This window comes from Pararhizobium polonicum (assembly GCF_001687365.1).
Classification (GTDB): Bacteria; Pseudomonadota; Alphaproteobacteria; order Rhizobiales; family Rhizobiaceae; genus Pararhizobium; species Pararhizobium polonicum.
This window is the reverse complement of record NZ_LGLV01000010.1, coordinates 73,018-99,606: the sequence shown is the minus strand read 5'-3', so window position 1 is coordinate 99,606 and position 26,589 is coordinate 73,018. Positions and strand designations below refer to the sequence as shown.

Annotated in this window: 24 protein-coding genes, 1 tRNA gene and 1 riboswitch; of the genes, 17 read left to right on the top strand and 8 right to left on the bottom strand. The window is 62.2% G+C overall.

What is annotated here, in order from left to right:
• Positions 1-870: 870 nt before the first annotated feature.
• Positions 871-1,302, bottom strand: a complete 432-nt coding sequence (locus ADU59_RS16725; RefSeq protein WP_244506452.1) for a DUF4345 domain-containing protein — start codon at positions 1,300-1,302, stop codon at positions 871-873.
• A gap of 134 nt (positions 1,303-1,436) precedes the next feature.
• Positions 1,437-1,514, top strand: a riboswitch (SAM riboswitch).
• Between the two features lie 51 nt (positions 1,515-1,565).
• Between ADU59_RS16725 and metA the strand changes: the two genes are divergently transcribed.
• The 4 genes from metA to ADU59_RS16705 all read left to right on the top strand — a co-directional run bounded on the left by metA (position 1,566) and on the right by ADU59_RS16705 (position 5,431).
• The gene (metA, locus tag ADU59_RS16720; protein WP_068955279.1) at positions 1,566-2,492 is read left to right on the top strand and encodes a homoserine O-acetyltransferase MetA; all 927 of its coding nucleotides are present in this window, start codon (positions 1,566-1,568) and stop codon (positions 2,490-2,492) included.
• An 88-nt stretch (positions 2,493-2,580) separates the two neighbouring features.
• Entirely contained in the window at positions 2,581-3,603 is a 1,023-nt protein-coding gene (locus ADU59_RS16715; protein ID WP_068955423.1) for an aldose epimerase family protein, read from the top strand.
• A 73-nt stretch (positions 3,604-3,676) separates the two neighbouring features.
• A complete protein-coding gene (gene denD, locus ADU59_RS16710; RefSeq protein ID WP_068955278.1) occupies positions 3,677-4,660 on the top strand; it encodes a D-erythronate dehydrogenase in 984 nt (327 codons plus the stop codon).
• 3 nt (positions 4,661-4,663) lie between these two features.
• Entirely contained in the window at positions 4,664-5,431 is a 768-nt protein-coding gene (locus ADU59_RS16705) for an SDR family oxidoreductase (protein WP_068955277.1), read from the top strand.
• Positions 5,432-5,459: 28 nt separating this feature from the next.
• Here the strand turns inward: ADU59_RS16705 and ADU59_RS16700 are convergent, their stop codons facing one another.
• Together ADU59_RS16700 and ADU59_RS16695 are read right to left on the bottom strand one after the other, a co-directional pair.
• Positions 5,460-7,439, bottom strand: a complete 1,980-nt coding sequence (locus ADU59_RS16700) for an ATP-dependent nuclease (protein ID WP_068955422.1) — start codon at positions 7,437-7,439, stop codon at positions 5,460-5,462.
• 195 nt (positions 7,440-7,634) lie between these two features.
• Positions 7,635-7,709, bottom strand: a tRNA-Gly gene (locus tag ADU59_RS16695).
• Positions 7,710-7,958: 249 nt separating this feature from the next.
• On the opposite strand from ADU59_RS16695, the gene ADU59_RS16690 reads away from it, so the two are divergent.
• The 4 genes from ADU59_RS16690 (at position 7,959) to ADU59_RS16675 (ending at position 10,537) form a co-directional block, all read left to right on the top strand.
• Positions 7,959-8,468: a prolyl-tRNA synthetase associated domain-containing protein gene (locus ADU59_RS16690; RefSeq protein ID WP_083198310.1), complete on the top strand. Its 510-nt coding sequence runs from the start codon at positions 7,959-7,961 to the stop codon at positions 8,466-8,468.
• Between the two features lie 59 nt (positions 8,469-8,527).
• Positions 8,528-9,520, top strand: coding sequence for a thioredoxin (trxA, locus tag ADU59_RS16685; RefSeq protein WP_068955276.1), 993 nt, complete (start codon positions 8,528-8,530; stop codon positions 9,518-9,520).
• Positions 9,521-9,657: 137 nt separating this feature from the next.
• Positions 9,658-10,338: an LON peptidase substrate-binding domain-containing protein gene (locus ADU59_RS16680; RefSeq protein ID WP_068955275.1), complete on the top strand. Its 681-nt coding sequence runs from the start codon at positions 9,658-9,660 to the stop codon at positions 10,336-10,338.
• A gap of 10 nt (positions 10,339-10,348) precedes the next feature.
• A complete protein-coding gene (locus ADU59_RS16675; protein WP_060638452.1) occupies positions 10,349-10,537 on the top strand; it encodes a Trm112 family protein in 189 nt (62 codons plus the stop codon).
• 106 nt (positions 10,538-10,643) lie between these two features.
• On the opposite strand, the gene ADU59_RS16670 is transcribed toward ADU59_RS16675, so the two are convergent.
• Positions 10,644-11,939: a ubiquinone biosynthesis hydroxylase gene (locus ADU59_RS16670; protein WP_425332025.1), complete on the bottom strand. Its 1,296-nt coding sequence runs from the start codon at positions 11,937-11,939 to the stop codon at positions 10,644-10,646.
• A 22-nt stretch (positions 11,940-11,961) separates the two neighbouring features.
• Here ADU59_RS16670 and tesB point away from each other — a divergent pair, with 22 nt between their 5' ends.
• The 6 genes from tesB to ADU59_RS16640 all read left to right on the top strand — a co-directional run bounded on the left by tesB (position 11,962) and on the right by ADU59_RS16640 (position 19,113).
• Positions 11,962-12,846 (top strand): acyl-CoA thioesterase II, encoded by an 885-nt coding sequence (gene tesB / locus ADU59_RS16665; RefSeq protein ID WP_068955273.1) that lies wholly within the window; start codon positions 11,962-11,964, stop codon positions 12,844-12,846.
• A 223-nt stretch (positions 12,847-13,069) separates the two neighbouring features.
• Positions 13,070-13,420, top strand: coding sequence for a P-II family nitrogen regulator (locus ADU59_RS16660; RefSeq protein ID WP_062581476.1), 351 nt, complete (start codon positions 13,070-13,072; stop codon positions 13,418-13,420).
• A gap of 29 nt (positions 13,421-13,449) precedes the next feature.
• Complete coding sequence (locus ADU59_RS16655) at positions 13,450-14,814, top strand: ammonium transporter (RefSeq protein ID WP_068955272.1); 1,365 nt, start codon at positions 13,450-13,452, stop codon at positions 14,812-14,814.
• A 267-nt stretch (positions 14,815-15,081) separates the two neighbouring features.
• Positions 15,082-17,760, top strand: coding sequence for a DNA translocase FtsK (locus ADU59_RS16650; RefSeq protein ID WP_068955271.1), 2,679 nt, complete (start codon positions 15,082-15,084; stop codon positions 17,758-17,760).
• Positions 17,761-17,911: 151 nt separating this feature from the next.
• The gene (locus ADU59_RS16645; RefSeq protein WP_068955420.1) at positions 17,912-18,580 is read left to right on the top strand and encodes an outer membrane lipoprotein carrier protein LolA; all 669 of its coding nucleotides are present in this window, start codon (positions 17,912-17,914) and stop codon (positions 18,578-18,580) included.
• Positions 18,581-18,594: 14 nt separating this feature from the next.
• Entirely contained in the window at positions 18,595-19,113 is a 519-nt protein-coding gene (locus ADU59_RS16640; RefSeq protein WP_068955419.1) for a P-loop nucleotide/nucleoside kinase family protein, read from the top strand.
• 44 nt (positions 19,114-19,157) lie between these two features.
• Here the strand turns inward: ADU59_RS16640 and ADU59_RS16635 are convergent, their stop codons facing one another.
• A complete protein-coding gene (locus ADU59_RS16635) occupies positions 19,158-19,664 on the bottom strand; it encodes a GNAT family N-acetyltransferase (protein WP_068955270.1) in 507 nt (168 codons plus the stop codon).
• Positions 19,665-19,845: 181 nt separating this feature from the next.
• On the opposite strand from ADU59_RS16635, the gene ADU59_RS16630 reads away from it, so the two are divergent.
• Positions 19,846-20,652 carry an exodeoxyribonuclease III gene (locus tag ADU59_RS16630; RefSeq protein WP_068955269.1) on the top strand — a complete coding sequence of 269 codons (807 nt, stop codon included), beginning with the start codon at positions 19,846-19,848 and terminating at the stop codon, positions 20,650-20,652.
• Between the two features lie 217 nt (positions 20,653-20,869).
• The gene (locus ADU59_RS16625; RefSeq protein ID WP_068955268.1) at positions 20,870-23,029 is read left to right on the top strand and encodes a TonB-dependent siderophore receptor; all 2,160 of its coding nucleotides are present in this window, start codon (positions 20,870-20,872) and stop codon (positions 23,027-23,029) included.
• 25 nt (positions 23,030-23,054) lie between these two features.
• Here ADU59_RS16625 and ADU59_RS16620 read toward each other — a convergent pair whose 3' ends face one another.
• Together ADU59_RS16620 and ADU59_RS16615 are read right to left on the bottom strand one after the other, a co-directional pair.
• Positions 23,055-23,510: a cyclic nucleotide-binding domain-containing protein gene (locus tag ADU59_RS16620; RefSeq protein WP_068955267.1), complete on the bottom strand. Its 456-nt coding sequence runs from the start codon at positions 23,508-23,510 to the stop codon at positions 23,055-23,057.
• A gap of 50 nt (positions 23,511-23,560) precedes the next feature.
• Complete coding sequence (locus ADU59_RS16615; RefSeq protein ID WP_068955266.1) at positions 23,561-24,244, bottom strand: response regulator transcription factor; 684 nt, start codon at positions 24,242-24,244, stop codon at positions 23,561-23,563.
• Between the two features lie 145 nt (positions 24,245-24,389).
• Between ADU59_RS16615 and ADU59_RS16610 the strand changes: the two genes are divergently transcribed.
• The gene (locus ADU59_RS16610; RefSeq protein WP_068955265.1) at positions 24,390-24,941 is read left to right on the top strand and encodes a L,D-transpeptidase family protein; all 552 of its coding nucleotides are present in this window, start codon (positions 24,390-24,392) and stop codon (positions 24,939-24,941) included.
• Between the two features lie 144 nt (positions 24,942-25,085).
• On the opposite strand, the gene leuC is transcribed toward ADU59_RS16610, so the two are convergent.
• The gene (gene leuC, locus ADU59_RS16605) at positions 25,086-26,495 is read right to left on the bottom strand and encodes a 3-isopropylmalate dehydratase large subunit (RefSeq protein WP_068955264.1); all 1,410 of its coding nucleotides are present in this window, start codon (positions 26,493-26,495) and stop codon (positions 25,086-25,088) included.
• Between the last annotated feature and the right edge of the window lie 94 nt (positions 26,496-26,589).

The window sequence follows — 26,589 nt, the reverse complement described above, 5'->3', positions numbered from 1 at the left end:
ATTGCCTGGACCGTTTTAGGGTGAAGGCGGCCACTTCCGTCCCTCTTCCAAAACAAAAAATCATCCCCGCAAATCCCCGCCCTTTCGTTCCATGCCATCATGACTTCGTTCCGCCGAGGATACACCGGATTGCGTTGCCGGCGAGGCGGAGCCGGTGCCCGGATGGTTTGGCGAAACGCGCGCGAAATCCCCGGGGCTGCGTGAAAGGCGGTTCTCCTCCGGTTCGTGAAAGCGGGCCGGGCGTGCCGGGTAGCCACACCACGGGCGGTTCACCCCGCCGGACGGCTTTGCCGTCCAAGGGTCCAGGGCTAAACCCCGCCGCATTGAAAGGCCTGGCGAATAAGCGGCCGGGCCGGGGCATTGGAGGCTTTTTCCTTCACAAGAGGCAAAAGCGTAGAAGAACCTGAGAAGCGCGGCAAAAGACACCGAAACGGGGCACGGCGTGTGTCACCTACTACTTTACTCTGAGGCATACGTTGTGCCCCGGCCACCTGCTCTTTGAAAACCCACGGCGAATTGTTCGCGCGTGGCTACAGGACGTTGTGGATCACCCACCTCCCCCTTGAGGGGGGAGGTCGCCGCAACGCGGCGGGTGGGGGTGACCACCGCGAACACAAGAGACAATTGCGTATGCCGCAGGTCACCCCACCCCGGCACTGCGTGCCGACCCTCCCCCTCAAGGGGAGGGTGAGAGTTCTCTCACCGCGCCGACGCGCGGTGGCTGGATCCCCGCCACAAGTCCTCGGGTTAAACCCGAGGAGAGGAAGACGGAGGGGGAGGCAAGCGCCGGACCGCTCCCTCCCCCTTGTGGGGAGGGTTGGGGAGGGGAAGGCCGCGACCTCGAAGCCGGGCGAGGAGCCGAACACCCCTTCAACTCCGCCTCCGGCTGAGCGCCGCCACCCGTCCGTGCCAGACGACAAGGCAGGGCACCACCACGAGTTCCATGCCGAGCCCCAGCAGGTGCCCGGCCGATGGAATGCCGGTGACCGCCAGCGAATAAAGCCGCGCCAGCCCGCCGCAGAAGGTGAGGATCGCCAAGAGCCGGATGCGCTCCGCCTTCGTCTCGATCGCCGGAATGCAGCTGTACCAGCCGATGCCGAAGGCAAGGAACAGGCCGGAGAGAAACCGCAGATGGCTGTCGAGATCGGCAGGCCCGGCCTTGACGCCGAGAAAGCCTGCGCCGGTGACGACACCGCAGACGCCCGCAAACACCGGCAGCAGGGCAAGAACGGCGATGGTTGCCTGCAGCAGCCGGCGCTGCCAAAAGTCCATCGGGCTGATCTGATAGGCGAGGCCTGGCATCGCGTTTCCTCCATCGATACCGACAGAACGGCGGCCGCGACCTTTGAGTTTCAGCCCGCACGGCACATCCCCATGCGCAGGCCGAAACGGGCCCCGCCGCAACGACATTGATTTTCGCAGCCGGTGGCGTTATGGAGAGAGTTCGTGGTGATTTGGCCGGCCGGCTTGCAGCCACGTTAAATAAGTTGCTAAAGGGCCGTGCATGCGCAAGCAAGCGGGCCGTTAGCGTTGTGTCGCTGCCATCAGACCCTCGAGTGTTGCCCATGCCCATCAAGATTCCCGATACGCTGCCCGCCTATGAAACCCTCGTCAAGGAGGGCGTGCGGGTGATGACCGAGACCGCGGCGATCCGGCAGGACATCCGGCCGCTGCAGATCGGGCTGCTCAATCTCATGCCGAACAAGATCAAGACCGAGGTGCAGATGGCGCGCCTCGTCGGCGCCTCGCCGCTGCAGGTCGAATTCTCGCTCATCCGGCTGGGCGGCCACAAGGCGAAGAACACGCCGGAGGAGCATCTGCTCGCCTTCTACGAGACCTTCGAGGAGGTGAAGCACCGCACCTTCGACGGCCTGATCATCACCGGCGCCCCGGTCGAGACGCTGGACTACGAGGACGTCACCTACTGGAACGAGATGCGCGAGATTCTCGACTGGACGCATACGAATGTCCATTCGACGCTCAACATCTGCTGGGGGGCGATGGCGGCGATCTACCATTTCCACGGCGTGCCGAAATACACGCTGAAGGAAAAGGCCTTCGGCGTCTACCGCCACCACAATCTCAACCCGTCGTCGCCCTATCTGTCCGGCTTCTCCGACGATTTCCAGATTCCGGTATCGCGCTGGACCGAGGTGCGCCGCGCCGATATCGAGAACAAGCCCGGGCTGGAAATCCTGATGGAATCCGACGAGATGGGCGTCTGCTTCGTGCATGAGAAGGCCGGCAACCGGCTCTATGTCTTCAACCATGTCGAATATGATTCGACCTCGCTGTCGGACGAATATTTCCGCGATGTCGATGCCGGCGTGCCGATCAAGATGCCGCACAACCATTTCCCCCACAACGACCCGGAACTGCCGCCGCAGAACCGCTGGCGCAGCCACGCCCATCTGCTGTTCGGCAACTGGATCAACGACATCTACCAGACGACGCCCTATGATCTGGCCGATATCGGCAAGGACAGGCGATGAGCGGCCAATCGGCCGTGAATTGTATGACTTTCCGGTTGCCGCTGCCGGCGAAATGACGCAGTTTGCCGCCGGGAACAATGGAGGAAGAATGGCCGTGCAGACAGAGACTGAAGTGTTCGGCCATACGGCATCCGGCGAACCGGTGCACCGCGTCGTCATCAGGGGCGGCGGCCTGACGGCGCATATCCTCACCTGGGGCGCGGTCATCCAGGACCTGCGGCTCGATGGCCATGCGGCGCCGCTTGTGCTCGGCTTCGAGACTTTCCCGGATTACCTGGCGCATTCCCCCTATTTCGGCGCGACGCCGGGCCGCAACGCCAACCGCATCGGCGGCGGCCGCTTTGAAATCGACGGCACGGCCTATCAGCTGGAAAACAACGAAAAGGGCGTCACCCATCTGCATGGCGGCAGCGACGGCATCGCCAAGCGCCTGTGGACGATCCTCGAGGCGACGGAAAATCGCGTCGTGCTGCAGATCGTCGATCCCGACGGCCGCGCCGGCTATCCCGGCAATTGCACCGTCACCTGCACCTATACGGTCAGCGCCGGCGGCGTTCTCAACGTCCTCTACGAAAGCAGCACCGACCGCGCCACGATCTGCAACATCTGCCAGCACAGCTATTTCAATCTCGACGGCACCGCCGATGCCTTTGGCCATGACGTGATGATTGCCGCCAACAGCTATCTGCCGACCGACCCGCTGCAGGTGCCGACCGGTGAAATCCGGCCCGTCGAGGGCACCGCCTTCGACCTGCGCGCCATGACGCCGATGCGCCGCCAGCTGGAAGGCGAAAAGATCGGCTACGACCATAATTTCTGCCTGTCGGACGAGCGCGGCGCAAAGCAGCCGGTGGCGCTGGTGCGCAGCATCAATTCCGGCGTCTCGCTGGAAGTCCGCACCACCGAGCCCGGCGTGCAGTTCTATACCGGCTTCAAGATGAACATCCCGGTTCCCGGCCTCGAAGGCCGCCGCTACGGCCCCTTCGCCGGCTTCTGCCTGGAAACCCAGATCTGGCCGGATGCCGTCAATCATTCCGGCTTCCCGCAGGCCATCCTGCGGCCGGGCGAAACCCTTCGCCAGGAAACCGATTACGTCTTCACGAAAAGCTGACGCCAGTCCTTCCGGAGAGGCCTTCGGGAGGGGCCTTGCCGAGGCTGCCGTTCCATGGGGAGGTTGATGGAACATGCATGTTCTGGTGATCGGTGCGGCCGGCATGCTCGGCCGCAAGCTGGCGGAGCGGATTGCCGCCGATAGCGGCCTGTTCGGCTGCGATATCGACCGCGTCACGCTGGCCGACGTCATCCGGCCGCCGGTGCCGGCCGGCCTTGCCGGCATTGCCCGGGCCATCGCGCTGGACCTTGGCGAAGACGGTGCTGCCGGCACGCTGATCGCCCAGCGCCCGGACCTGATCTTTCACCTGGCGGCGATCGTCTCGGGCGAGGCGGAAGCCGATTTCGGCAAGGGTTACCGCGTCAATCTCGATGGCAGCCGGCTGCTGTTCGAGGCCATCCGCGCGGAAGGCCTGCGGCAACCCTATTGTCCGCGCCTTGTCTTCACCTCGTCGATCGCGGTGTTCGGAGCGCCCTTCCCCGACAGGATCGGCGACGAATTCCTCAGCGCGCCGCTGACCAGCTACGGCACCCAGAAGGCCATCTGCGAACTGCTTCTCGCCGACTATTCGCGCCGCGGCCTGTTCGACGGTATCGGCCTGCGGCTGCCGACGATCTGCATCCGCCCCGGCAGGCCGAACAAGGCCGCCTCGGGCTTCTTCTCCAACATCCTGCGCGAACCGCTGAACGGCGAGGAAGCCATCCTGCCGGTCGATGACAGCGTGCGCCACTGGTTTGCCAGCCCACGCGCCGCCATCGGCTTCTTCATCCATGCGGCGCGGCTCGACCTTGCCCGTCTCGGCCCCCGCCGCACCCTGTCGATGCCCGGCCTGTCGGCCACCGTCGGCGAGGAGATCGAGGCGCTTGGACGACTGGCCGGAGAAAAGGCCGTCCGCCTCATCCGGCGCGAGCCCGATCCGGCCATTGCCCGGATCGTCGCCAGCTGGCCGGCCGATTTCGACACGCAGCGGGCAACGGCACTCGGCTTTCGCGCCGAAAGCGGTTTCGATCAGCTGATCAGGGCACATATCGACGATGAACTGGGTGGAAGGATTTGAAGCATGACTGACGCGAACACAGCAAGGATCGCACTGGTGACCGGCGGCGGCACCGGCATCGGCCGCGCCATCGCCGAAGCGCTGCTGAAAAACGGCTACACCGTCGTCATCTCCGGCCGCCGCGCCGATATTCTCCAGACAGCGGCAGAGGAGCTTGCCGCGCAGACCGGCGGCACGGCACGGGCATTCGCCGCCGATGTCGGCGATCCGCAGTCGGTCGCCACCCTGTTTCAGGCCATTACTGACGATTTCGGCCGTCTCGACTTGCTGGTCAACAATGCCGGCATGGGCTTGCCCGCGGTGCCGATGGAAGACATTACCTTCGAGCAATGGAACGCCATCGTCGCCGCCAATCTCACCGGCGCGTTCCTGTGCACCCAGCAGGCGATGAAGCTGATGAAGGCGCAGACGCCGCGCGGCGGCCGCATCATCAACAACGGCTCGATCTCCGCCTCGACCCCACGGCCGCTCTCGGCACCCTATACGGCGACCAAACACGCCGTTGCCGGCCTGACCAAATCCACCGCCCTCGACGGCCGCCCCTTCGACATCGCCTGCGGCCAGATCGATATCGGCAACGCCTCGACGGAAATGACCTCAAGGATGAGCGGCGGCGTTCTCCAGGCCAACGGCGAAACCGCCAGCGAACCGACCATCCCCGCCCACCTCGTCGCCGACGCCGTCCTCTACATGGCCGGCCTGCCGCTCAGCGCCAACGTGCTGACAATGACGGTGATGGCGACACAGATGCCGTATGTGGGGCGGGGGTGAAGGGGGGACCCTTTGTTTTGCGACATCCCTAAGGTTGAATTTCCTCGTTCCTGAAAAAGCGCCAGATTGCCCGGACTAGCTCCAGTAGCATAGCGCATTCGTGTCCCTGTTCCCTAGCCAGACGCAGAATACCGAACATTACTTCGGGAACCTTGTGTGTTTCGTTGCTCGGTGTAAGGCCGAAGGGTTCACAGACCACCGCCAAACACGCCTCGTGAACGGGAGGTGTAAGATCTTCTTTTATTTTCCGTTCAAGCGTCTCGGCAAAATGGGCAAAAGTCATTCCTACGTGATTCGTTTCAGGAGGAAGTTCGGGATTACCATCCAAGTCTGCAAGCTTCAGTAAGGCAAGATTTATATCCACCTTTCGATCTCGAGGCGCTTTGTCCTGATCGCAATCCCACAATGGGAATGTAGGAATACCGAGTTCACGAAAAATGACTAAGGGGCGATCAAGATTGCCTTTGCCCTCAACTGACAAAATTGCGATTCCGGCGCTCTCAAAGCTCACACCCAACATCCGCGCTGCTGCGGTCAGTGCAGCTTTATCGCTTCGCCCCTCGACGAGAACGACCCCGGCAGCAAAAAAGCCTTCCGCGAGTTCTGTGCCAAGTATATGAAGACGGGGCGTCAGCGTTTGGACATTGAATGTGCCGGGCTCCTTCCCCCAGCCCCGCTCCAGTTTTCGTGCTACATTTGCAAGGTCTAGTGATTGAAGCGCACATTCTTTTAAGCCGCCATCGAGGGGTGTGACACGCCTGACAAGACGAACCTCCTCTGGTTTTCCCATCGAAATGAACATAGGCGAGTGAGAGCCGAACAGGACTTGAGTATGCCCCCTTGCACCGGGCAAAGTGCCATTGCTTAGGTCGCGAAGCACCTCTGCAAAGTGACGCTGTTTCGTCGGATGTTGATAAAGTTCCGGTTCTTCAATCGCGAGGATCAATGTAGGTGCAAGGGGCGCATTTTCGTTGTTGGGATTTTCCTGACCATCTTCTGCATTTGTTTCTTCGGTTGCTGTTCTTGCCAGATGTTGCAGTAATGTGAAAATAAATGCTCGCTGGAGACCGTGCCCTTGACGATCCACAGGACCGCCGAAACCATCATCCTCCAAGGAGACGTCTGCCATGGGTAGTGGGACAGGCATTTCTCCAACTTCACGCCAAGCAAGCGAGACTTGAGCATCACGATAAAGATTCCTCAAATCTGTTGTCAGAGTTCCTGCCAACGCTCCGAGTTCGGGCATATTTTCAGGGGCGACTAGACGCTGGTAGCGCTCGGTCATTTCCTGTTTGAATTCTTGTATTTCACGCCGTTTGAGGATTTGGCTTCTCACTAACAGCTCAAGTAACCTCCCAATAACACTTGACTTGCCATCCGCGGCGTCTGCCGACGCCTCTCGAACGGCAGGTATAAAGACGAAGCTGGTATGCTGCTGCAGTTTGCCTCGACTGTTATTTTGAAAGCCAAAAAACTGCCCATCATCAGGCAATAGCTGGAGCTGTTCTGGATGGGCGGCTTCCCACGCAAGAAGAGCTTGGTCGACCGCTATTGCACTATTTGCGGCAGGTAGGGCTGCGTAAACTGGATTGGTTTCGCGTAGTGCACGATAAGCGTCACGCTTGGGATTTGCGGTAACATGAGATCGGACAGCCACAAAGTCCGAGTTTTGTAGCGTGACCCCGTGATAACGACCACTATTTGCGGTTCCGTCAAAAATTCGCGTCACAACAAGTTTGCTGTCTCGTACGCGGTCGTCGAACGCTTCAAGCTCCCGCTCATTCAAGCTCTTGAAAGTCAGCTCAATCTCTATTGGTGCGTTCGGATTCCTGCCGAAAAAATCATCGAGTTCACATACCTTTGAACTGGAGTAGAACTTCTCGACTGCCTTGAGGATCGAGGATTTTCCTGCACCGTTCCCACCGATCAGGGCGGTGTGTGCGCCAAATTGAACATCTATATCTTTGAGAGACCGAAAGTTTTTTATCCGCGCGCGTTCCAGCTGCATCCCACCCTCCAGATCAACCATCATGGCGTTAACTGAGTTCGAAATACAAGTCGAACGTTTAGCGGGTTTGTTTGCCAGCGCGTTACCCTGCGGTAACCGCGTGCCTTGCGCCACAATCAGCAACTGCGATTTCAGCCGCGCCAAAAAACACAAAAGCCCCGGAAAACCGAGGCTTTGAAAGTCTTGAAGAAAAAATGGAGCGGGTGAAGCGATTCGAACGCTCGACCCCAACCTTGGCAAGGTTGTGCTCTACCCCTGAGCTACACCCGCTCATCATCCAAGGTCCGGGGGTAGTCGGTGGACCGTGGCGCCGCCGCTTGTTTGCGGCGACGACGGCTATATGGCCCAGACGATTTTCAAATGCAACAGGGAAATGACGGGCGATCCAAAAAAAATTGGAAGAAATGTCGCAAGCCCCTGAAAACAAGGCGTTTTGCAGCCTGCATTCTGTGGAAGATTGCGATTTTCTGCCCTTCGCCGTAAGGAAGGCCGCCATTTTCAAGCCAGAAGGAAGCCGTCATGAGTGAAATGCAGCCGAAGACACAGGATGATTTGTTCCGGTTTCTCGACAGCCTCGGCATTGCCCACACGACAAAGCGGCACGAGCCGGTTTTCACCGTCGCCGAATCGGTGTCGCTGCGCGACGAAATCCCCGGCGGGCACACCAAGAACCTGTTCGTGAAGGACAAGAAGGACAATTATTTCCTTCTGACCGTCGAGGAACACGCGACCGTGGACCTCAAGACCGTGCACACGATCATCGGCGGCGCCAGCAAGGTTTCCTTCGGCCGGCCGGAAAAGCTGATGGAGTATCTCGGCGTCATTCCGGGTGCGGTCACCGCCTTCGGCGTGATCAACGACGCGGGGCAGAATGTGAAGATCATCATCGATGCTGATCTGATGAAGGACGAAATCGTCAACTGCCACCCGCTCACCAACGATGCGACGACATCGATCGCATCGAAGGACCTCCTGCGCTTTATCGAGGCGACGGGACACGAACCGCTTGTCTTGAAAGTGACGTCCTGACATACGATCTTTGACGCAAGCACAGTTCAGACGGACGAGGATGTCCGCGAGGAGACACGATGAGCGGCAACGACAATCCCTATGCAGCCTCCTACGGCAACCAGATGACCGCGACGGCCAGCTATGGCGGCGCGCCGGCACCGGCGGCGGCAACCCCGGCCGCAGGCTCTGCCGCCGGTCTGATCAAGGAAACCACCACCGCCAATTTTGCCAGCGACGTGATCGATGCCTCCCGCCAGCAGCCGGTCCTGGTCGATTTCTGGGCGCCCTGGTGCGGTCCCTGCAAGCAGCTGACCCCGGTGATCGAAAAGGTCGTGACCGAAGCGCAAGGCCGCGTCAGGCTGGTCAAGATGAATATCGACGATCACCCCTCGATCGCCGGCCAGCTCGGCATCCAGTCGATCCCCGCCGTCATCGCCTTTGTCGGCGGCCGGCCGGTGGATGGTTTCATGGGCGCGGTTCCCGAAAGCCAGATCCGCGAGTTCATCGACAAGATCGCCGGACCGATGGTCGATGACCAGCAGGCCGAGATCGACGCCGCGCTGGCCGAGGCCAAGACGTCCTTCGACCAGGGCGACCTGCAGAACGCGGCCGGCCTCTACGGCGCCGTGCTGCAGGCGGACCCGGACAATGCCACCGCCCTTGCCGGGCTTGCCCAGTGCATGATTGCCGCCGGAGACCCGCAGCAGGCCCGCGACGTGCTGACCGATCTCTCCGAGGAACTGGCAAAGGATGCCGGCATTATCGCCGTGCTGAAAAAGCTCGACCAGATCGAAGAGGCCCGCAAGCTCGGCGATCCCGATGCGCTGGAACAGCTGCTGGCCACCAATCCCGACGATCACGGCGCCCGCATCAAGCTGGCCAAGATCCGCAATGTCGAGGGCGACCGCGACACCGCCGCCGATCACCTGCTGAAGGTCATGAAGCGCGACCGGACATTCGAGGACGACGGCGCACGGCGTGAACTCCTGCAGTTCTTCGACGTCTGGGGACCGATGGATCCGGCAACGCTGTCGGCGCGGCGCAAGCTGTCGTCGATCCTGTTTTCGTAACGGCCTGTTCTCGCAACAGCCTTATGACGCGCGCTCTTGAGATTTTGAGACAGCGCACCATTTCTTGTCGATAAGCGACAACGGCGCCACCGCGATTGCCAAGAAGAGCGCCCGACAGCGACGGGGTATGTTGGACCATGCAAGTTGGAAATGCACGCTATCTGAGGCCTCAGGACCTGCCGGAGACGCTTCCGGTATTCCCGCTGACGGGCGTGCTCCTGCTTCCCGGCTCGCAGCTGCCGCTCAACATCTTCGAGCCGCGCTATCTCTCGATGTTCGACGACGCACTGGCCGGAAACCGCCTGATCGGCATGATTCAGCCGTCTTTCGGCGAAGTCCGCGAGGAGGCGGGCCAGGCGCATGTGCAGGCGCTCTGCCAGGTCGGCTGCGTCGGCCGGATTACTTCGTTCGCGGAAATGGAGGACGGCCGCTATCTCGTCTCGCTGACCGGCATCTGCCGCTTCCGCCTGTTCGACGAAATGCCGCTGATAAAAGGCTACCGCTCCTTCCGGATCGCCCCCTTCGCCGCCGATCTCACCGGGCCGGACGATGAAGCCCAGGTGGACCGCGAAGCGCTGCTGGCCGCCTTCAAGGCCTATCTGGATGCCAACAAGCTGGAAGCCGACTGGGAAAGCGTCGAGCGGGCAAGCAATGTGACACTGGTCAACTCCATGGCGATGATGTCGCCCTATGGTCCGGCGGAAAAGCAGGCCTTGCTGGAGGCGCCCGACCTCAAGACCCGCGCCGAAACGCTGATCGCCATCACCGAGATCGTGCTTGCCCGCACGTTCGGCGATATCGAAACCATGCTGCAATAGGGCGCAAACGATGGAAGACAGAACCAGCCGGGTCGATCCCAAACTGCTCGAACTCCTCGTCTGCCCGCTGACCAAGGGCCGCCTCAGCTACCATGCCGCCGACAACGAGCTGATCTCGGAAAAAGCCCGCCTCGCCTACCCGATCCGCGACGGCATTCCGATCATGCTGATTTCCGAGGCGAGGAAGATCGAGGATTGAGGCTGGCGTGTACGTTTGGCGATTCGCCCAAAACTCTCCGTCATTCCTGTGCTTGTCACAGGAATGACGGCAGCTTATGAGCTCCCGCTATCAACCGCGCCCATCGTCAAATCGGCAGCCCACCGAGCAATTTCGGCTCGCTCTGCCCACCCAGCCCTGACGCCTGGCGGATGAAGAACGACTTGACCGACGGCAGGCGATCGACGATCCCCAGGCCGAAATCGCGCAGCGCCCGGACCGGGGTGATGTCGTTGGAAAACAGCCGGTTCAGCACGTCTGTCGTCAGCCCCATGCGGAACGTATCGAAGCGCCGCCAGCTCTGGTAGCGCTCGAGTACCGCGAGCGAGCCGATATCCAGTCCCAGCCTGTCGGCATCGACGATGGTTTCGGCCAGCGCCGCCACATCCTTGAAACCGAGATTGAGGCCCTGGCCGGAAATCGGATGAATGCCATGGGCGGCGTCGCCGGCAAGGGCAAAGCGCGGCGCGATGAAATCGCGGGCCAGCGTCAGGCCGAGCGGAAAGGCGCGGCGGCCGCCGACCACTTTCAGCGCGCCGAGCCTGTGGCCGAAGCGCCGCTCCAGCTCTTCCTCGAACACCAGGTCGTCGCTGGCGATCAGCCGGTCGGCATCGCGCGTCCGCTCCGTCCAGACCAGCGAGGAACGGTTGTTTCTCAGGGGCAGCGTCGCAAACGGTCCGGCAGGCAGAAAGTGCTCCTCCGCCGTGCCCTCATGCGGGCGCTCATGCTCGACGGTGGTGACGATGCCCGACTGGCCATAGTCGAAATCGACGGTCTTGATGCCGGCGGCATCGCGCAGTTTCGAGCGCACGCCGTCGCAGGCGACCAGCAGGCGCGCCTCGATCGTCTCGCCATTGGCCAAAGCCACGGAAACCGCATGATCGCCGCTCTTGAAACCGGCAGCTGCGGTCGCTTGCCGGATCTCGATACCCAGATTGTCCGCTGCCTTGCGCAGCGCGCCGACCAAGGCGACGTTCGGCACCATATGCGCAAACGGCCGGCCTTCGACAGCCTCGTCCTCGAATGTGAGAAACACCGGACGCACCGGATCGGCGGTTTTCGAATCGGTGATCACCATGCGCCTGATCGGCTCGGCCTCCGGCTCGATCCCGCTCCACACACCCAGCACGTCCAGCATCTGCGCGGCGGCGGCGATGATCGCCGAGGCGCGTTCGTCCTTTTTCCAGGCATCGCCCGGAGCGCCGTCGATCAGGGTCACGGCGAGATGCGGCGCGGCCGTCTTGACCGATACGGCCAGCGACAGCCCGACATAACCGCCGCCCGCAATCAGCACATCGATCATCGCACATTCTCCCGTCGCTCTTGAGCATTCCTTGAGGCCTATATAGATCATTGATGCGCTCCTTCCTACCGCCGGAGCCATTCTACCGCTGGAGATTGCCGAAATGTCGCGCCCCGCTGAAAATCCCGCCCCGATGAATGTGCTGCTGCAGACGCTGGATCTGGAGAAGCTGGAAGAGAACCTGTTTCGCGGGCGCTCGCCACAGGTCGGCTGGCAGCGCGTGTTCGGCGGGCAGGTGATCGGCCAGGCGCTGGTGGCAGCGCAGCGCACCGTCAGCGAAGGCCGCTACGTGCATTCGCTGCATGCCTATTTCATGCGGCCCGGCGATCCCGCCGTGCCGATCATCTACGATGTCGACCGCATCCGCGACGGCGCAAGCTTTGCCACCCGCCGCGTCGTTGCCATCCAGCACGGCAAGGCGATCTTTTCGCTGTCGGCCTCCTTCCAGTTCGACGAGGACGGCTTCGACCACCAGATCACCATGCCCGACGTGGCACCGCCGGAAACACTGATGGACGAACAGGGCATCAAGGAGAAATTCCTGCAGAACGCCCCGGAAGCCATCCGCCGCTACTGGGAGCGGCCGCGGCCGATCGAGATCCGCCCCGTCTCGCTCAAGCATTATTTCTCGCGCGACAAGCTGCAGCCGGCGCAGGACGTCTGGGTCAAGGCCGTCGGCGCCGTCCCGGACGAGCGCCATATCCAGGCGGCCGTGCTTGCCTATATCTCCGACATGACTTTGCTCGACACGGCGCTCTATGCGCACGGCACCTCGGTCTTCGACCGTGACCTGCAGGTGGCGAGCCTCGACCACGCCATGTGGTTCCACCGGCCCTGCCGGATGGACGACTGGCTGCTCTATACCCAGGACAGTCCAAGCGCATTCGGCGCGCGCGGCATGACGCGCGGCAGCCTTTTCGACCGGTCAGGCATGCTGATTGCCTCCGTTGCCCAGGAAGGCCTGATCCGGAAAAAGGCATCTGAATAAAAAAACACCACTTTTTTATTTTTGCTCATTTTTTCATCATTTAAATTGACGATTTTTTGACATTCCGCCGCCCATTCCCGGCGAAATGTGGCATTTCCGCGTCTTTTCATGGACTTAACCGGCCGCTTCCGAACTGGCACGCCCCTTGAATAGCATTGGGCGGTCGTTGGGGAATTCTGCTCGGCGGCAAGGAGAGACGGCCCCGAGCCGCAGATGAACAAGGATGGGAAACCAGATGAAAATTGTGATGGCCATTATCAAGCCGTTCAAGCTCGATGAGGTTCGTGAAGCCCTCACCGCCGTCGGCATCCAAGGTCTGACCGTGACCGAAGTGAAGGGTTACGGGCGCCAGAAGGGACATACGGAAATCTACCGCGGTACGGAATACGCCGTAAGCTTCCTGCCGAAACTGAAGATCGAGATCGCCGTTGCCAGCGAAATCGTCGACAAGGCCGTGGAGGCGATCGCATCGTCGGCCAAGACCGGCCAGATCGGCGACGGCAAGATCTTCGTCTATTCGATTGACCATGCCGTGCGCATTCGTACCGGCGAAACCGACACAGAAGCGCTGTAAGTCACGGCCGTTCAGGGAGCTATAATTTCATGTCCTCATTTAAACTTTCGACCTCTCTCGGACGCGTGAGCGCTGCTGCCGCAGCCTTCCTCGCCCCGGCCATCGCGTTTGCGCAGGAAGCGGCGCCCGCCGCGGCTGAAGCCGTTGCCGCAGCACCGGTCCCGAACAAGGGCGACACGGCCTTCATGTTCATCTGCACCATCCTCGTTCTGTTCATGCTGGTTCCGGGCCTCGGCCTGTTCTACGGCGGCCTCGTTCGCGCCAAGAACATGCTGTCGGTGCTGATGCAGTGCACGGTCGCCGGTTCGGCCGTCATGCTCGTCTGGGTGATCTACGGCTATTCCTTCGCTTTCGGCGGCGGCACCTCCGCTTTCTGGGGCGGCACGGCCAAGATGTTCCTCTCCGGCGTCAATATGGAATCGACCGCCGCCACCTTCTCCGACGGCGTCGTCATTCCTGAGTTCATCTTCATCATGTTCCAGATGACCTTCGCGGCCATCACGCCTGCCCTGATCGTCGGCGCCTTTGCCGAGCGCATCAAGTTCTCGGCTGCCGTGCTGTTCTGCATCCTGTGGGCAACCTTCGTCTACTTCCCGATCGCCCACATGGTCTGGGACGCAAACGGCCTGATCTTCGGCTGGGGCGCTCTCGACTTCGCCGGCGGTACGGTCGTTCACATCAACGCCGGCGTTGCCGGTCTGATCGGCGCGATCATGGTCGGCAAGCGCACGGGCTTCGGCAAGGACATGATGGCTCCGCACTCCATGACGCTGACGCTCGTCGGTGCGGCCATGCTCTGGGTCGGCTGGTTCGGCTTCAACGCCGGTTCCAACCTCGAAGCCTCGGGCGGCGCCATGCTGGCAACCGTCAACACCTTCGTCGCAACGGCTGCTGCCATCGTTTCCTGGTCGCTGGTTGAAACCTTCACCCGCGGCAAGGCCTCGATGCTCGGTGCCGCTTCCGGCATGATCGCCGGTCTCGTCGCCATTACGCCTGCCGCCGGCATCGTCGGTCCGATGGGCGCGATCGCCATGGGCCTGATCGTTTCGCCGCTGTGCTACTTCTTCGTCTCCTTCGTGAAGAACAAGTTCGGCTACGACGACACGGCTGACGTGTTCGGCGTTCACGGCGTCGGCGGCCTGTTCGGCGCTCTTGCCACCGGCATCTTCGCATCGGCCTCGCTCGGCGGCATCGGCTATGCCGAAGGCGTCACCATGGGCGGCCAGTTCATGACGCAGCTCTATGCCGTCCTCGTCACCCTCGCATGGTGCGGCATCGGCTCGGCGATCCTCTACAAGGTCGTCGATGTCATCGTCGGCCTGCGTGTCCCGGTCGAAGCCGAACGCGAAGGTCTCGACCTCTCCTCGCACGGCGAAGCCGCTTACCACTCCTAAGCCATTTACGGAGCCGGACAAACCGGCTCCGTATCCAGTCCCGTCGCGGTTTCGTATTTCACGAAACCGCATTTCGCCCGGATCTCGCATCCGGGCTTTTTTTGACCTGCACAGCGTTGCCGAAAGGACCTTCGCCGGGGAAAACCGACAGGACCGGCCAGTTTCCCGTAAACGAAGCGTCAAGGTTAATAGGGCTTTAACCCTCCTCTGCTTACCTTCGGATCCTGTGCGCATTGCACTTTCGAGATAACGGGCAAGCAGGTCATCATGAGCAGAAACAATCAGGCGGTATACGACAACCGTTCCAACCGTTTTGTGCTTTCCACCTTCGTCTGGAAGCAGATCGCCGCGCTGGCGGGCTTTGCGCTGTTCGTAGCGCTCGGCTTTGCGGTGGCAGCGCTATCGACCTGGAACGTCTCGGATCCGAGCTTCTCCTACGCGACCGCCGATGCGCCGACCAACATCCTCGGCTATACCGGTGCTGCCTTCTCCGACATCTTCATGCAGTTCTTCGGCATCGCCAGCGTCGTGGCGCTGCTGCCGGTCGTCGCCTGGGGGCTGGTGCTGATCACCGGCAAGCCCTTCGATCACATCGTCAAGCGCGCCGGCGCCTGGTTTGCCGGCTCGGTCTTCGCCTCCGCCGCTCTGAGCTGCATTCCGGCTCCCGTCACCTGGCCGCTGCCCAACGGCCTTGGCGGCGTCTTCGGCGACATGATCCTGCGTTTCCCCGCCCTGTTCACCGGCACCTACCCGACCGGCACCTTCGGCACGGTGCTGGCCGTGCTGTTTGCCCTGCCCGCCGCCTATTTCCTGATCTACAGCGCCGGCCTGATCGGCGTCTCCGACCCCGAGGACGAGATTGCCCCGCCGGCTCCGGCCCCCAGCAAGGCCCGCACCGTCAGCGACGAGACGGAAGAAGACGATTCCGAAGGCATCATCATGGTGATGGCCGGCGCGCTTACCCATATGCGCTTTACCGCGCAGGCGCGCCTGCGCCGCCTGTTCGGCCTCAGCGGCCGCCGCAAGCCGGCATCGCGTCATTATGACGAGCCCTACGACTTCAACACCGACGAATTCGGCACGCTGAACGAGCCGGCCCGCCCGAAGGCCGCTGCCCGCTCCGAGCGTGTCGAACCGTCGCTCGACCGCAGCGAACGCCGCGTCGTCGCGGCACCGCCGATGTCGATCGATGACGACGAAGATGGCGATTTCCCGGATCTGGATACCGGACGCCGCACTGCCGGTATCCCACCGCAGGATCACGAGGACGACGATCTCGACCCCGCCGCCGACTGGGCGCCCGTTCCGGCCCCGCGCAAACAGGCCCCGGCACAGCCTGCGGCCACCGCACGCGTCGTTCCGGCCGCTCCCCGCCCCAAGACCGGCCAGCGCATCGAGCGCGAAGCACAGGCCTCGCTGGTCACCGACGATGACGATTTCACCCTGCCGCCGCTGCATTTCCTGGCCGAACCGAAGAACGTCGCCCGCGACGCGACGCTGTCGGCCGATGCGCTGGAGCAGAATGCCCGCATGCTGGAAGGCGTGCTGGAGGATTTCGGCGTCAAGGGCGAGATCATCCATGTCCGCCCCGGCCCGGTCGTCACCATGTACGAGCTGGAGCCCGCCCCCGGCATCAAGTCGTCGCGCGTCATCGGCCTTGCCGACGATATCGCCCGCTCGATGTCGGCGATCGCCGCCCGCGTCGCCGTCGTGCCCGGCCGCAACGCCATCGGCATCGAACTGCCCAACAACCGCCGCGAGACCGTCTATCTGCGCGAGCTGATCGGCTCCCGCGACTTCGAGACCAGCAAGACCCGTCTTGCCATGGCGCTGGGCAAGACGATCGGCGGCGAACCCGTCATCGTCGATATCGCCAAGATGCCGCATCTGCTCGTCGCCGGCACCACCGGCTCCGGCAAGTCCGTCGCCATCAACACCATGATCCTGTCGATCCTCTACCGGCTGAAGCCGGAACAGTGCCGCCTGATCATGATCGACCCGAAGATGCTCGAACTCTCCGTCTATGACGGCATCCCGCATCTTCTCTCTCCTGTCGTCACCGATCCGAAGAAGGCCGTCGTCGCGCTGAAATGGACCGTGCGCGAGATGGAAGAGCGCTACAAGAAGATGTCGAAGATCGGTGTGCGCAACATCGACGGCTTCAACTCACGCGTCGAGCAGGCGCTGGCCAAGGGCGAACAGATCAGCCGCACCGTCCAGACCGGCTTCGACCGCCAGACCGGCGAGGCCGTCTACGAGACGGAAGAGTTCGATCTGGCGCCCATGCCCTATATCGTCGTCATCATCGACGAGATGGCCGACCTGATGATGGTCGCCGGCAAGGATATTGAAGGCGCTGTCCAGCGTCTGGCGCAGATGGCGCGTGCCGCCGGCATCCATGTCATCATGGCGACGCAGCGCCCGTCGGTCGATGTCATCACCGGCACGATCAAGGCCAACTTCCCGACCCGCATCTCCTTCCAGGTGACGTCGAAGATCGACAGCCGCACCATTCTCGGCGAACAGGGCGCCGAGCAGCTGCTCGGCATGGGCGACATGCTCTATATGGCCGGCGGCGGCCGCATCCAGCGCGTGCACGGCCCCTTCGTCTCCGATACCGAAGTCGAGGATGTCGTCAAATACCTGAAGATGCAGGGCGCGCCGCAATATCTCGATGCCATCACCGAGGATGACGACGAGGACAATGAAGGCGGCGGCCCGGCCGGCACCTCCAATCTCGCCGAATCCGACGACCCCTATGACCAGGCGGTCGCCATCGTGCTGCGCGACGGCAAGGCCTCGACCTCCTATGTCCAGCGCCGGCTCGGCATCGGCTACAACCGCGCCGCATCGCTGATCGAGCGCATGGAACAGGAAGGCATCATCGGCGCCGCCAACCATGCCGGCAAGCGCGAGATCCTGGTGCCCACCGAAAGCGACATGTAAAACGCCCGCAAAGCCCGTTTGCCGCCGGCCGCGGGCTTGCCCGCGAACGCCGCCCGAAGCGGCCTCACGCGGAATTGAAGATGAGCGCAAACAACGCCTTGAAGGTGCCGTACTTGCGCTCCACATGAGACTGGAACTGAAGGAGATTGCGATGACAGACACAGAAACCGGCCACCACACGCAGAAGGCCCGATTTTTGCCGCTGTCGCGCCGATCGCTCGTCGGCGGCCTTGCCGTTTTCGCCGCCCTGTCCTTCATCGGCCTGCCCCTCGAGCCCGCCCGGGCACAGACCGCCGTCGCCCAGAAAATCGCCGATCATTTCGCCTCCGTCAAAACCATGAGCGGCGAGTTCGTGCAGTTCGGCCCGCGCGGCGAGCAGACCGGCGGCAAGTTCTATATCAGCCGTCCCGGCAAGATCCGCTTCAACTATGACGCCCCCTCGCCGATGCGGGTGATCGCCGACGGCAGGTCCGTGGTCATCGGCAACCAGAAAATGAAGACCTGGGATATCTATCCGCTGTCGAAGACACCGCTGAAGCTGCTGCTCTCCGACAATATCGACCTCACCGGCAAGATGGTGCGCGACGTCAAGGAAGAGCCCGATCTCATCACCATCGTGCTGGGCGACCGCAGCATCTTCGGCGATGCGACGATCACCCTGATGTTCGACCCGAAGACCTACGACCTGCGCCAGTGGACGATCACCGACGCGCAGAAGAAGGACACGTCGGTGATGATCTTCAACGTCAAGAACGGCGTGCCGATGGACGACAAGGTCTTCAAGATCCCCTATGACGACATCAACAATCGCGGCAAATGATGCGGCCGGCCGGGATGCTGATCATTCTTTCAGGGCTTCCCGGCACCGGCAAGACCACGATCGCACGTCATCTCGCTGCACGCATGGACGCCACGCACATCCGTGTCGATACGATCGAGCAGGCCTTGCGGTCCTCCGGCACGTTAAAGGATGATGTCGGCCCGGCCGGATACGCGATTGCGTATGCGGTTTCGCAAGACAATTTGCGGCTCGGCAGGACGATCATCGCAGACAGCGTCAATCCCCTGCAGATCACCCGCGACGCATGGCGTTCCGTTGCGCAGCGAAGCCTGTCGCCATCCGTGGAAATCGAAGTGATCTGCTCCGATAGGGACGAACACCGCAGACGCGTCGAAACCCGGCACTCCGATATCGAAGGATTGAAACAACCGACATGGCAGGATGTCGTGGACCGGCGCTATGACAGCTGGGACCACCCACCGATCGTCGTCGATACCGCCCTTGGCGATGCCGACAATATCGTCACGGACCTGATCGCCCGCATTCGCCGGGCGCAGTCCGCCTCCGCCTGAAAGACACGACGACGGGCTGCCTGAAAACCGTCGCCGGGACGGCATCAGGCCAATGCCCCCATGCCGTCGATCCGGCGCGTCATCAGGATCTCGTCGATCTCCCTGCCCTCGTGGATCGTGCCGCCGGCAATGCGGCCGGCTTGCTCGAATCCCTCGCGCTTGTAAAACCGGATCGCCGCCGGATTTTCGGCGCTGACGGCAAGTTCCAGCTGCCGGATACCGGCTGCGCGGGCATGATCGGTGAGTGCATCGAGCAGTGCCTTGGCATGGCCCGCCCCGCGCCGGTCCTTGCGCACATAGACCATGATGACGGTGGCGCGATGCGCCATCTTGCTGGCGCCCTGCCGCATCAGCCCCATGATGGCGACCGGTTCCTCCGCGTGGAAATCGACGAAGACGGCATTGGCGGTCAGGCGGCGGCGCCATTCGGCATCCGGCAAACCTTCCCAGTCCTCGACACTGCTGGCAAAGACGGCAGGCTCCATGCGCAGGGCCTCCAGCCGGATGCGGCGGAAGATATCCACATCCTGTGGACCGAGATGCCGGATCATCGATCAATCCTCCATAAGCCGCAGGCCCCGCGCGTCGCGGCGGCACGGCCCGAACGGCAATGTTCAGGGCTATCAATATCGCCCGCAAAGCCAATGGCCAAGCCTGCAAAAAATCCTTATGACATGACGCGCGGACCGGCGGCGTCCGTCTCAACCGAACACGTCCAAGGAAGAATCCCGCATGGCATTGTCGATCGCGACCTGGAACATCAATTCGGTGCGCCTGCGCATGCCGCTGGTCGAGCATCTGTTGAAGACCTGGGCGCCGGACATTCTCTGCCTGCAGGAAACCAAGGTGACAAACGACCTCTTCCCGTTTGCACCGCTGAAGGCGCTCGGCTACGAGCACATCGCCATCCATGGCCAGAAGGGCTATCACGGCGTCGCCACCATCTCCCGCCTGCCGCTGCATGAACTCACCGACCGGCGCGACTATTGCGGCGTCGGCGATGCCCGCCATCTCTCGGTGATGTTTGAAAAGTCGGCCAAGAAGATCCGGCTGCACAATTTCTATGTGCCGGCCGGCGGCGACGAACCCGACCGGACGATCAATCCGAAATTCGGCCACAAGCTCGATTTCATCGAGGAGATGAAGCTGCTGCATGCCGAAGGCGAAGCCGGCATCTCGTCGGTTCTGGTCGGCGATCTCAATATCGCGCCGCTGGAACACGACGTCTGGTCGCACAAGCAGCTCCTGAAAATCGTCAGCCACACGCCGATCGAGACCGAGGGCCTGACGGCGGTGCTTTCCGGCGGCGCCTGGGTCGACCTGATGCGCCAGCACACGCCATCGCCGGAAAAGCTCTATACGTGGTGGAGCTACCGCGCCAAGGATTGGCAAGGGGCCGACAAGGGCCGCCGGCTCGACCATGTCTGGTCTTCCGCCGACCTTTCCCCACACCTGACCCGCGTCGAAATCCTCAAGGAAGCCCGCGGCTGGGAACGCCCGTCCGACCACGTGCCGGTCATCGCCCATTTCGATCTGTAGAAAGCGCTTCTTTTTCCGGGAAATCGCTCTCGAACAATAATATGACCGTTTAAGTCATATTTAACTTGAAGCCCGAATCCAAACCGATTATCCCTTCGCAGGACGGCGGGGACACCGTCTCCAGCGGCGTCCTGCCGCTGTTTCCATTGTTGATCGGGCGCTTTGGTCCGGCTTTTGCCGGAGGGTTTTCGTGCGCCCTGTAAGAGGGGCTTTTTGCATGACCACACCCATTCTCCCGCGCAAGCGAGCCGGCGATCGCAACGCCTGGAAGAGCTCGACCATCCTGTTTGGCCTGCTGGCCGCCTCGCTCGCTCCAGTCGTTGCCGCGGCACAGGATGCAGCGGAAAAGACGACACGGCTGGAGGCGCTGACCATCACCGGCAGCGGTGCCGCCACCTCGATTGCCGAAGACAACGACACCGTTGTGCCGACACGCAACATCTCGGCGCTGAAGACCGACACGCCGCTGATCGAGACGCCGCGCGCGGTTTCCGTCGTCACCCGCAAGGAACTGGAAGACCGCGGCGTCCAGGACATGATCCAGGCGACACGCTACACGGCGGGCGTCACCACCGGCGCCTTCGGCTATGATCCGCGCTTCGACCAGATCTACATCCGCGGCATCTCGACCACCACCGACAGCGATTTTCGCGATGGCCTGCGCCAGCCCTATATGAGCTACAGCACCTTCTCCACCGAGGTCTACACGCTCGACCGCATCGAGATCCTCAAGGGCCCGGTTTCGGTGATGTACGGCGCAGCCAGCGCTGCCGGCATCGTCAATCGCATCTCGAAGATGCCGCTTGAAGAAACCCACCGCGAAGTGGAGCTGCAATACGGCACGATCGGCCGGACGCAGGCGGCCTTCGATTTCGGCGGCCCTGTCAGTGACGGCATGTTCTACCGCGTCGTCGGCCTCGCCCGCAACGCCGAGACCAATTACGACATTGCCGACGACCGCTATCTGCTGCAACCATCGTTCACCTGGAAGCCGGACGAGGCGACCTCGCTGACGATCTACGGCCTTGCCCAGAAGGGCGAGACCGATGCGAGCCCGCGCATGTTCGAACATGACGGCAAGCTGCTGCGATACAGCGATCCCGACTACGACCACCAGAAGGTGACGCAATACCAGATCGGCTACCAGTTCAGCCACGAATTCGACAACGGCCTGACCTTCCGGCAGAACGCCCGCGCCAGCGACGTCGATCTCAAGGCCCGCTATATTGACACGTCGAGCAGGGTTATCCCTGTAAACCCCCTCGATCCACCCCGCTCCTATACGTCCACGGCAGTCACCGACGAGCAGCGCGCCTACCAGATCGACAACCAGCTCGAGGCGAAATTCGACACCGGAGCCGTTTCTCATACGCTGCTTGCAGGGCTCGACTATACCTGGATCACCTCCGATTTCGGCCTCGGCTTCGGCTCTGTCGCTCCCGCCGACCTTTCAAAGGCGCCGACACCGGAGCGGACGACCTTCAGCGGCCGCGAACTGCGCCAGACCGGCGTCTATGCCCAGGAACAGGCCGAATTCGGCAACTGGCGGGCGGTCGGCGGGCTACGTTACGACTGGGTCGATCAGACATCGACCAACAAGGTGACCGGCGTGCAGGATCGCAAGGATGACGGCGCGCTGTCCGGGCAGGCAGGCCTGCTTTACCTCTTCGACAACGGCATCGCACCCTATGTCAGCTACGGCACCTCCTTCGTTCCCTCGACGCAACAGTCAGCCGATGGCACCGTGCTTGATCCGACAAAGGGCGAGCAGATCGAAGTCGGCGTCAAGTACCAGCCGGAGGGCGAACATTACTCGCTGACAGCTGCCGCCTACCGGCTTGTCGAATCCGGCAAGCCGCAATACGTGTTGGGTGGCTCACTGCCGGCCGGCTATTACTACAAGTCATCCGGCGAAAACACCTACAAGGGGTTCGAGCTGGAAGGCCGCACGGAGCTCGACAACGGTATCAGCCTGATTGCCGCCTACACCTACAGCCATGCCGAAATCACCGGCAATGTGGACCCGGCGCTGATCGGCAACACGCCCTCGACGACACCGCGTCACACCGCCTCGCTCTGGGCGAAATACGCCGTCGCGGAAGACACCCAGCTCGCAGGCCTCGCGCTCGGCGCCGGTGTCCGGGTCACCGGTGAATCCTACACGTCGGACGCAAACACCGACCGCAATTCGGGTGCCGCCTATCTCGATGCCTCTCTGTCCTATGATTTCGGCAAACGCACGCCGCAACTCGACGGCCTGAGCCTCGCCATCAGCGCCACCAACCTCGCCGACCGCCGCGAACGCGTCTGCACCGAGGGCTATTGCTACTATGGCCAAGGCCGCGCGGTGCTGGGATCGCTGAAATACAAGTGGTAAGACCGCAAAAACAGGCGCTGCGCGTTCACCCGAACCGCGGCGCCAGTTTCTGCATGGCGCGGATCATCGTCTGGAGATTGTCCTTGATCCGCGCTTCGACGACGACGGCGACATCCGGATATTCCTCCAGCATGCGGCGAAACAGCGGACGGTTGATGCGGATGACTTCGCTGTCTTCCTCGGCCGTCGCGGTGAACTTGCGTTCGACGAAGGAAATCATTGCCAGTTCCGAAAGCAGTGTGCCCCGCCCGACCGTCTCGACAGTCTGGGCGCTGCCATCGACAAGGCTGCGCGTCAGGCTGAACGAGCCGCTGGCGACCGCAAAGGCGCAATCGGCAGGGGCACCCTCGCGAAACAGCTGCTGGCCCCTGTTCAGCCGGCGGCGCTCGGCCCCGAACGCGATCAGCCGCAGCTTGTCGTCATCGATATCCGCAAACAGCGGCACAAGGGACAGAAGGGCAATATCGTCATTCAGCGCCAAAGCGATACCTCGGGGCGGGCGCGATCACAGCTGGCATCGCGCCCCTGTCTTCAGGGAACTATCTTGTAGCCGCCATTCTCTGTCACCAAAATCTCCGCATTGGAAGGGTCGCGCTCGATTTTCTGGCGCAGCCGGTAGACATGGGTTTCGAGCGTATGGGTGGTGACCCCGGAATTATAGCCCCAGACCTCTTCCAGCAGCACGTCGCGGGTAACCACTTTCTGCTCGGCGCGGTAGAGATAGCGGATGATCGCCGCTTCCTTTTCGGTGAGCCTGATCTTCTGGCCGTTTTCCAGCGTCAACAGCTTCTGCCCCGGCTTGAACGTGTAAGGGCCGACGGTGAAGGTGGCGTCCTCGCTCTGCTCGTGCTGGCGCAGCTGCGCCCGGATGCGGGCAAGCAACACGGCAAACCGGAACGGCTTGGTGACATAATCGTTGGCGCCGGCTTCGAGCCCGAGGATCGTATCCGAATCGGTATCGTGGCCGGTCAGCATGATGATCGGCGACTTGAAGCCGCCCTTGCGCAGAAGCTTGACCGCCTCGCGGCCGTCCATATCGGGCAGACCGACATCCATCACCAGAAGGGCGATCTGCTGCGCGCGCGCCGTCTGGATGCCCTTGGCGGCGGTCGGCTCCTGAAGAATGGTGAATTCCTCATAGAGAGAAAGCTGCTCGGTCAGCGTTTCACGCAGATCGTTGTCATCGTCGACGAGAAGAATGGTGCGGGCCGACATGCTGAAATCCCTCCTTGCTTCCGGTTTGAAACTAGCTCAATCGGTGCTTTTGGCAAGCAGCGGAAGCCTTCACCCGCTTGTTACATATTGTGTAGTGCTATGGTTATGTTTCAGATCACGGACAACGCAAAAAACTGTGAGTAAAATGCGACGAAAACCCCGCAAGGCCGCAAATTCCACCGGCATCATCACCGTCAGGCCCAAGCCGGGAAGCCGGACCAGGGCGCTCGTCACCTTCGCCGGCCGCACCGAAGAGGCTGCGATCGGCCGCAGCGGCATCACATCGCGCAAGCGCGAAGGCGACGGCGCCACCCCGATTGCCGCCATGCGCCTGATCGGCGGCTATATCCGCAACGACCACGTGACACCGCCACCGACCGCCCTGCCGCTGCGCTTCACGCCGAAAAACCTGCTCTGGTGCGACGAACCCCGCCACGCCCTCTACAACCGCCCCGTCAGCGCCCCCTTCACACCCAGCCACGAAAAGATGCGCCGCGACGACGGCCTCTACGATATCTGCCTGGTGATGGACTGGAACCTGCGCAGCCGCAAACGCTACGGCGGCTCGGCGATCTTCTTCCACCTCGCCAAACCCGGCTACACACCGACGGAGGGCTGCGTGGCGGTGAGCTTGCCGGCGATGCAGCGGCTGCTACGGTTCATGCGGCGGGGGACGGTGGTGAAGGTGGTGAGGTAGCACCTCCCCCTTGAGGGGGGAGGTCGCGACGCAGTCGCGGGTGGGGGTGACCGCCGCGAACACCACAGTCCATTGTGTATGCCGCAGATCACCCCACCCCGGAGCTTTGCTCCGACCCTCCCCCTCAAGGGGAGGGTAAAGGTCTCACTTCCAGTCGCGGATATCGACGAAGTGTCCGCTAACGGCGGCTGCCGCTGCCATTGCCGGCGACACCAGATGGGTGCGGCCCTTGAAGCCCTGGCGGCCTTCGAAGTTGCGGTTGGAGGTCGAAGCACAGCGCTCGCCCGGCTTCAGGCGGTCGTCGTTCATGGCAAGGCACATGGAGCAGCCCGGCTCGCGCCAGTCGAAGCCCGCCGCCTTGAAGATCACGTCGAGGCCTTCGGCTTCCGCCTGTTCCTTGACGAGGCCGGAGCCCGGCACGATCATCGCCGAGACGGTGGAGGCCACCGTCTTGCCCTCGACGACCTTGGCGACTTCGCGCAGGTCCTCGATGCGGCCGTTGGTGCAGGAGCCGATGAAGACGCGGTCGATATTGATATCGGTGATCTTGGTGCCCGGCTTCAGGCCCATATAGTCGAGCGCCCGCCATTTGGAGGTGCGCTTGTTCTCGTCCTGGATCTCGTCCGGGTTCGGCACGATGCCCTGAACCGAAATAACGTCTTCCGGCGAGGAGCCCCAGGAAACGATCGGCGGCAGGGAGGCGGCGTCGAGCACGACGACGCGGTCATAATGCGCGCCCTCGTCGGTCTGCAGCGTCTTCCAGTAGGCGATCGCCTGTTCCAGCTCTTCGCCCTTCGGCGCGCGCGGCTTGCCCTTGATATATTCGAAGGTCTTTTCGTCCGGCGCGATCAGGCCGGCGCGGGCGCCGCCTTCGATCGTCATGTTGCAGACGGTCATTCGGCCTTCCATCGACAGCGCGCGGATGGCTTCGCCGGCAAACTCGATGACATGGCCGGTGCCGCCGGCCGTGCCGATCTCGCCGATGATGGCCAGGATGATATCCTTGGCGGTAACGTGCTCCGGCAGGACGCCATCGACACGCACCAGCATGTTCTTGGCCTTCTTCTGGATCAGCGTCTGGGTGGCGAGCACATGCTCGACCTCGGACGTGCCGATGCCGTGCGCCAGCGCGCCGAAAGCACCATGGGTCGAGGTGTGGCTGTCGCCGCAGACGATGGTCATGCCCGGCAGGGTAAAGCCCTGCTCCGGACCGACGATATGGACGATGCCCTGACGGATATCGCTGGCCGAATAATATTCGACGCCGAAATCGGCCGCGTTCTGGGCCAGCGCCTCCACCTGGATGCGGCTTTCCTCGTTCTTGATGCCGAGATGACGGTCCGGCGAGGTCGGCACGTTATGGTCGACGACGGCCAGCGTCTTTTGCGGAGCCCGGACCTGACGGTTCGTCAAGCGAAGGCCTTCGAACGCCTGCGGGCTCGTCACTTCGTGAACGAGATGGCGATCGATATAGAGAAGACAGGTTCCGTCGTCCTGGCTGTCGACCAGATGGTCGTCCCAGATTTTGTCGTAGAGAGTACGCGGTGCGCTCATGGCTTTTCATCCATAGTGAAGAAGAAGGTCAGGAAAAATCCGGCAAAGGGGCGCCGGCGCCACATCGGGGCTCAGGCCCCGGATATCACGGACG

What these genes read in the sequence shown, in the direction of transcription:
- ADU59_RS16670 (WP_425332025.1), bottom strand. Translation starts at nt 11,939, where the DNA reads ATGGCTCCGGCGGTAGGAAGGAGCGCATCAATGATCTATATAGGCCTC.
- tesB (WP_068955273.1), top strand. Translation starts at nt 11,962, where the DNA reads ATGTCGCGCCCCGCTGAAAATCCCGCCCCGATGAATGTGCTGCTGCAG.
- denD (WP_068955278.1), top strand. Translation starts at nt 3,677, where the DNA reads ATGCATGTTCTGGTGATCGGTGCGGCCGGCATGCTCGGCCGCAAGCTG.
- ADU59_RS16615 (WP_068955266.1), bottom strand. Translation starts at nt 24,244, where the DNA reads ATGTCGGCCCGCACCATTCTTCTCGTCGACGATGACAACGATCTGCGT.
- ADU59_RS16660 (WP_062581476.1), top strand. Translation starts at nt 13,070, where the DNA reads ATGGGAAACCAGATGAAAATTGTGATGGCCATTATCAAGCCGTTCAAG.
- ADU59_RS16705 (WP_068955277.1), top strand. Translation starts at nt 4,664, where the DNA reads ATGACTGACGCGAACACAGCAAGGATCGCACTGGTGACCGGCGGCGGC.
- ADU59_RS16645 (WP_068955420.1), top strand. Translation starts at nt 17,912, where the DNA reads ATGACAGACACAGAAACCGGCCACCACACGCAGAAGGCCCGATTTTTG.
- ADU59_RS16630 (WP_068955269.1), top strand. Translation starts at nt 19,846, where the DNA reads ATGGCATTGTCGATCGCGACCTGGAACATCAATTCGGTGCGCCTGCGC.
- leuC (WP_068955264.1), bottom strand. Translation starts at nt 26,495, where the DNA reads ATGAGCGCACCGCGTACTCTCTACGACAAAATCTGGGACGACCATCTG.
- ADU59_RS16690 (WP_083198310.1), top strand. Translation starts at nt 7,959, where the DNA reads ATGAGTGAAATGCAGCCGAAGACACAGGATGATTTGTTCCGGTTTCTC.
- trxA (WP_068955276.1), top strand. Translation starts at nt 8,528, where the DNA reads ATGAGCGGCAACGACAATCCCTATGCAGCCTCCTACGGCAACCAGATG.
- ADU59_RS16635 (WP_068955270.1), bottom strand. Translation starts at nt 19,664, where the DNA reads ATGATCCGGCATCTCGGTCCACAGGATGTGGATATCTTCCGCCGCATC.
- ADU59_RS16625 (WP_068955268.1), top strand. Translation starts at nt 20,870, where the DNA reads ATGACCACACCCATTCTCCCGCGCAAGCGAGCCGGCGATCGCAACGCC.
- ADU59_RS16640 (WP_068955419.1), top strand. Translation starts at nt 18,595, where the DNA reads ATGCTGATCATTCTTTCAGGGCTTCCCGGCACCGGCAAGACCACGATC.
- ADU59_RS16675 (WP_060638452.1), top strand. Translation starts at nt 10,349, where the DNA reads ATGGAAGACAGAACCAGCCGGGTCGATCCCAAACTGCTCGAACTCCTC.
- ADU59_RS16650 (WP_068955271.1), top strand. Translation starts at nt 15,082, where the DNA reads ATGAGCAGAAACAATCAGGCGGTATACGACAACCGTTCCAACCGTTTT.
- ADU59_RS16700 (WP_068955422.1), bottom strand. Translation starts at nt 7,439, where the DNA reads ATGCAGCTGGAACGCGCGCGGATAAAAAACTTTCGGTCTCTCAAAGAT.
- ADU59_RS16655 (WP_068955272.1), top strand. Translation starts at nt 13,450, where the DNA reads ATGTCCTCATTTAAACTTTCGACCTCTCTCGGACGCGTGAGCGCTGCT.
- metA (WP_068955279.1), top strand. Translation starts at nt 1,566, where the DNA reads ATGCCCATCAAGATTCCCGATACGCTGCCCGCCTATGAAACCCTCGTC.
- ADU59_RS16610 (WP_068955265.1), top strand. Translation starts at nt 24,390, where the DNA reads ATGCGACGAAAACCCCGCAAGGCCGCAAATTCCACCGGCATCATCACC.
- ADU59_RS16715 (WP_068955423.1), top strand. Translation starts at nt 2,581, where the DNA reads ATGGCCGTGCAGACAGAGACTGAAGTGTTCGGCCATACGGCATCCGGC.
- ADU59_RS16680 (WP_068955275.1), top strand. Translation starts at nt 9,658, where the DNA reads ATGCAAGTTGGAAATGCACGCTATCTGAGGCCTCAGGACCTGCCGGAG.
- ADU59_RS16725 (WP_244506452.1), bottom strand. Translation starts at nt 1,302, where the DNA reads ATGCCAGGCCTCGCCTATCAGATCAGCCCGATGGACTTTTGGCAGCGC.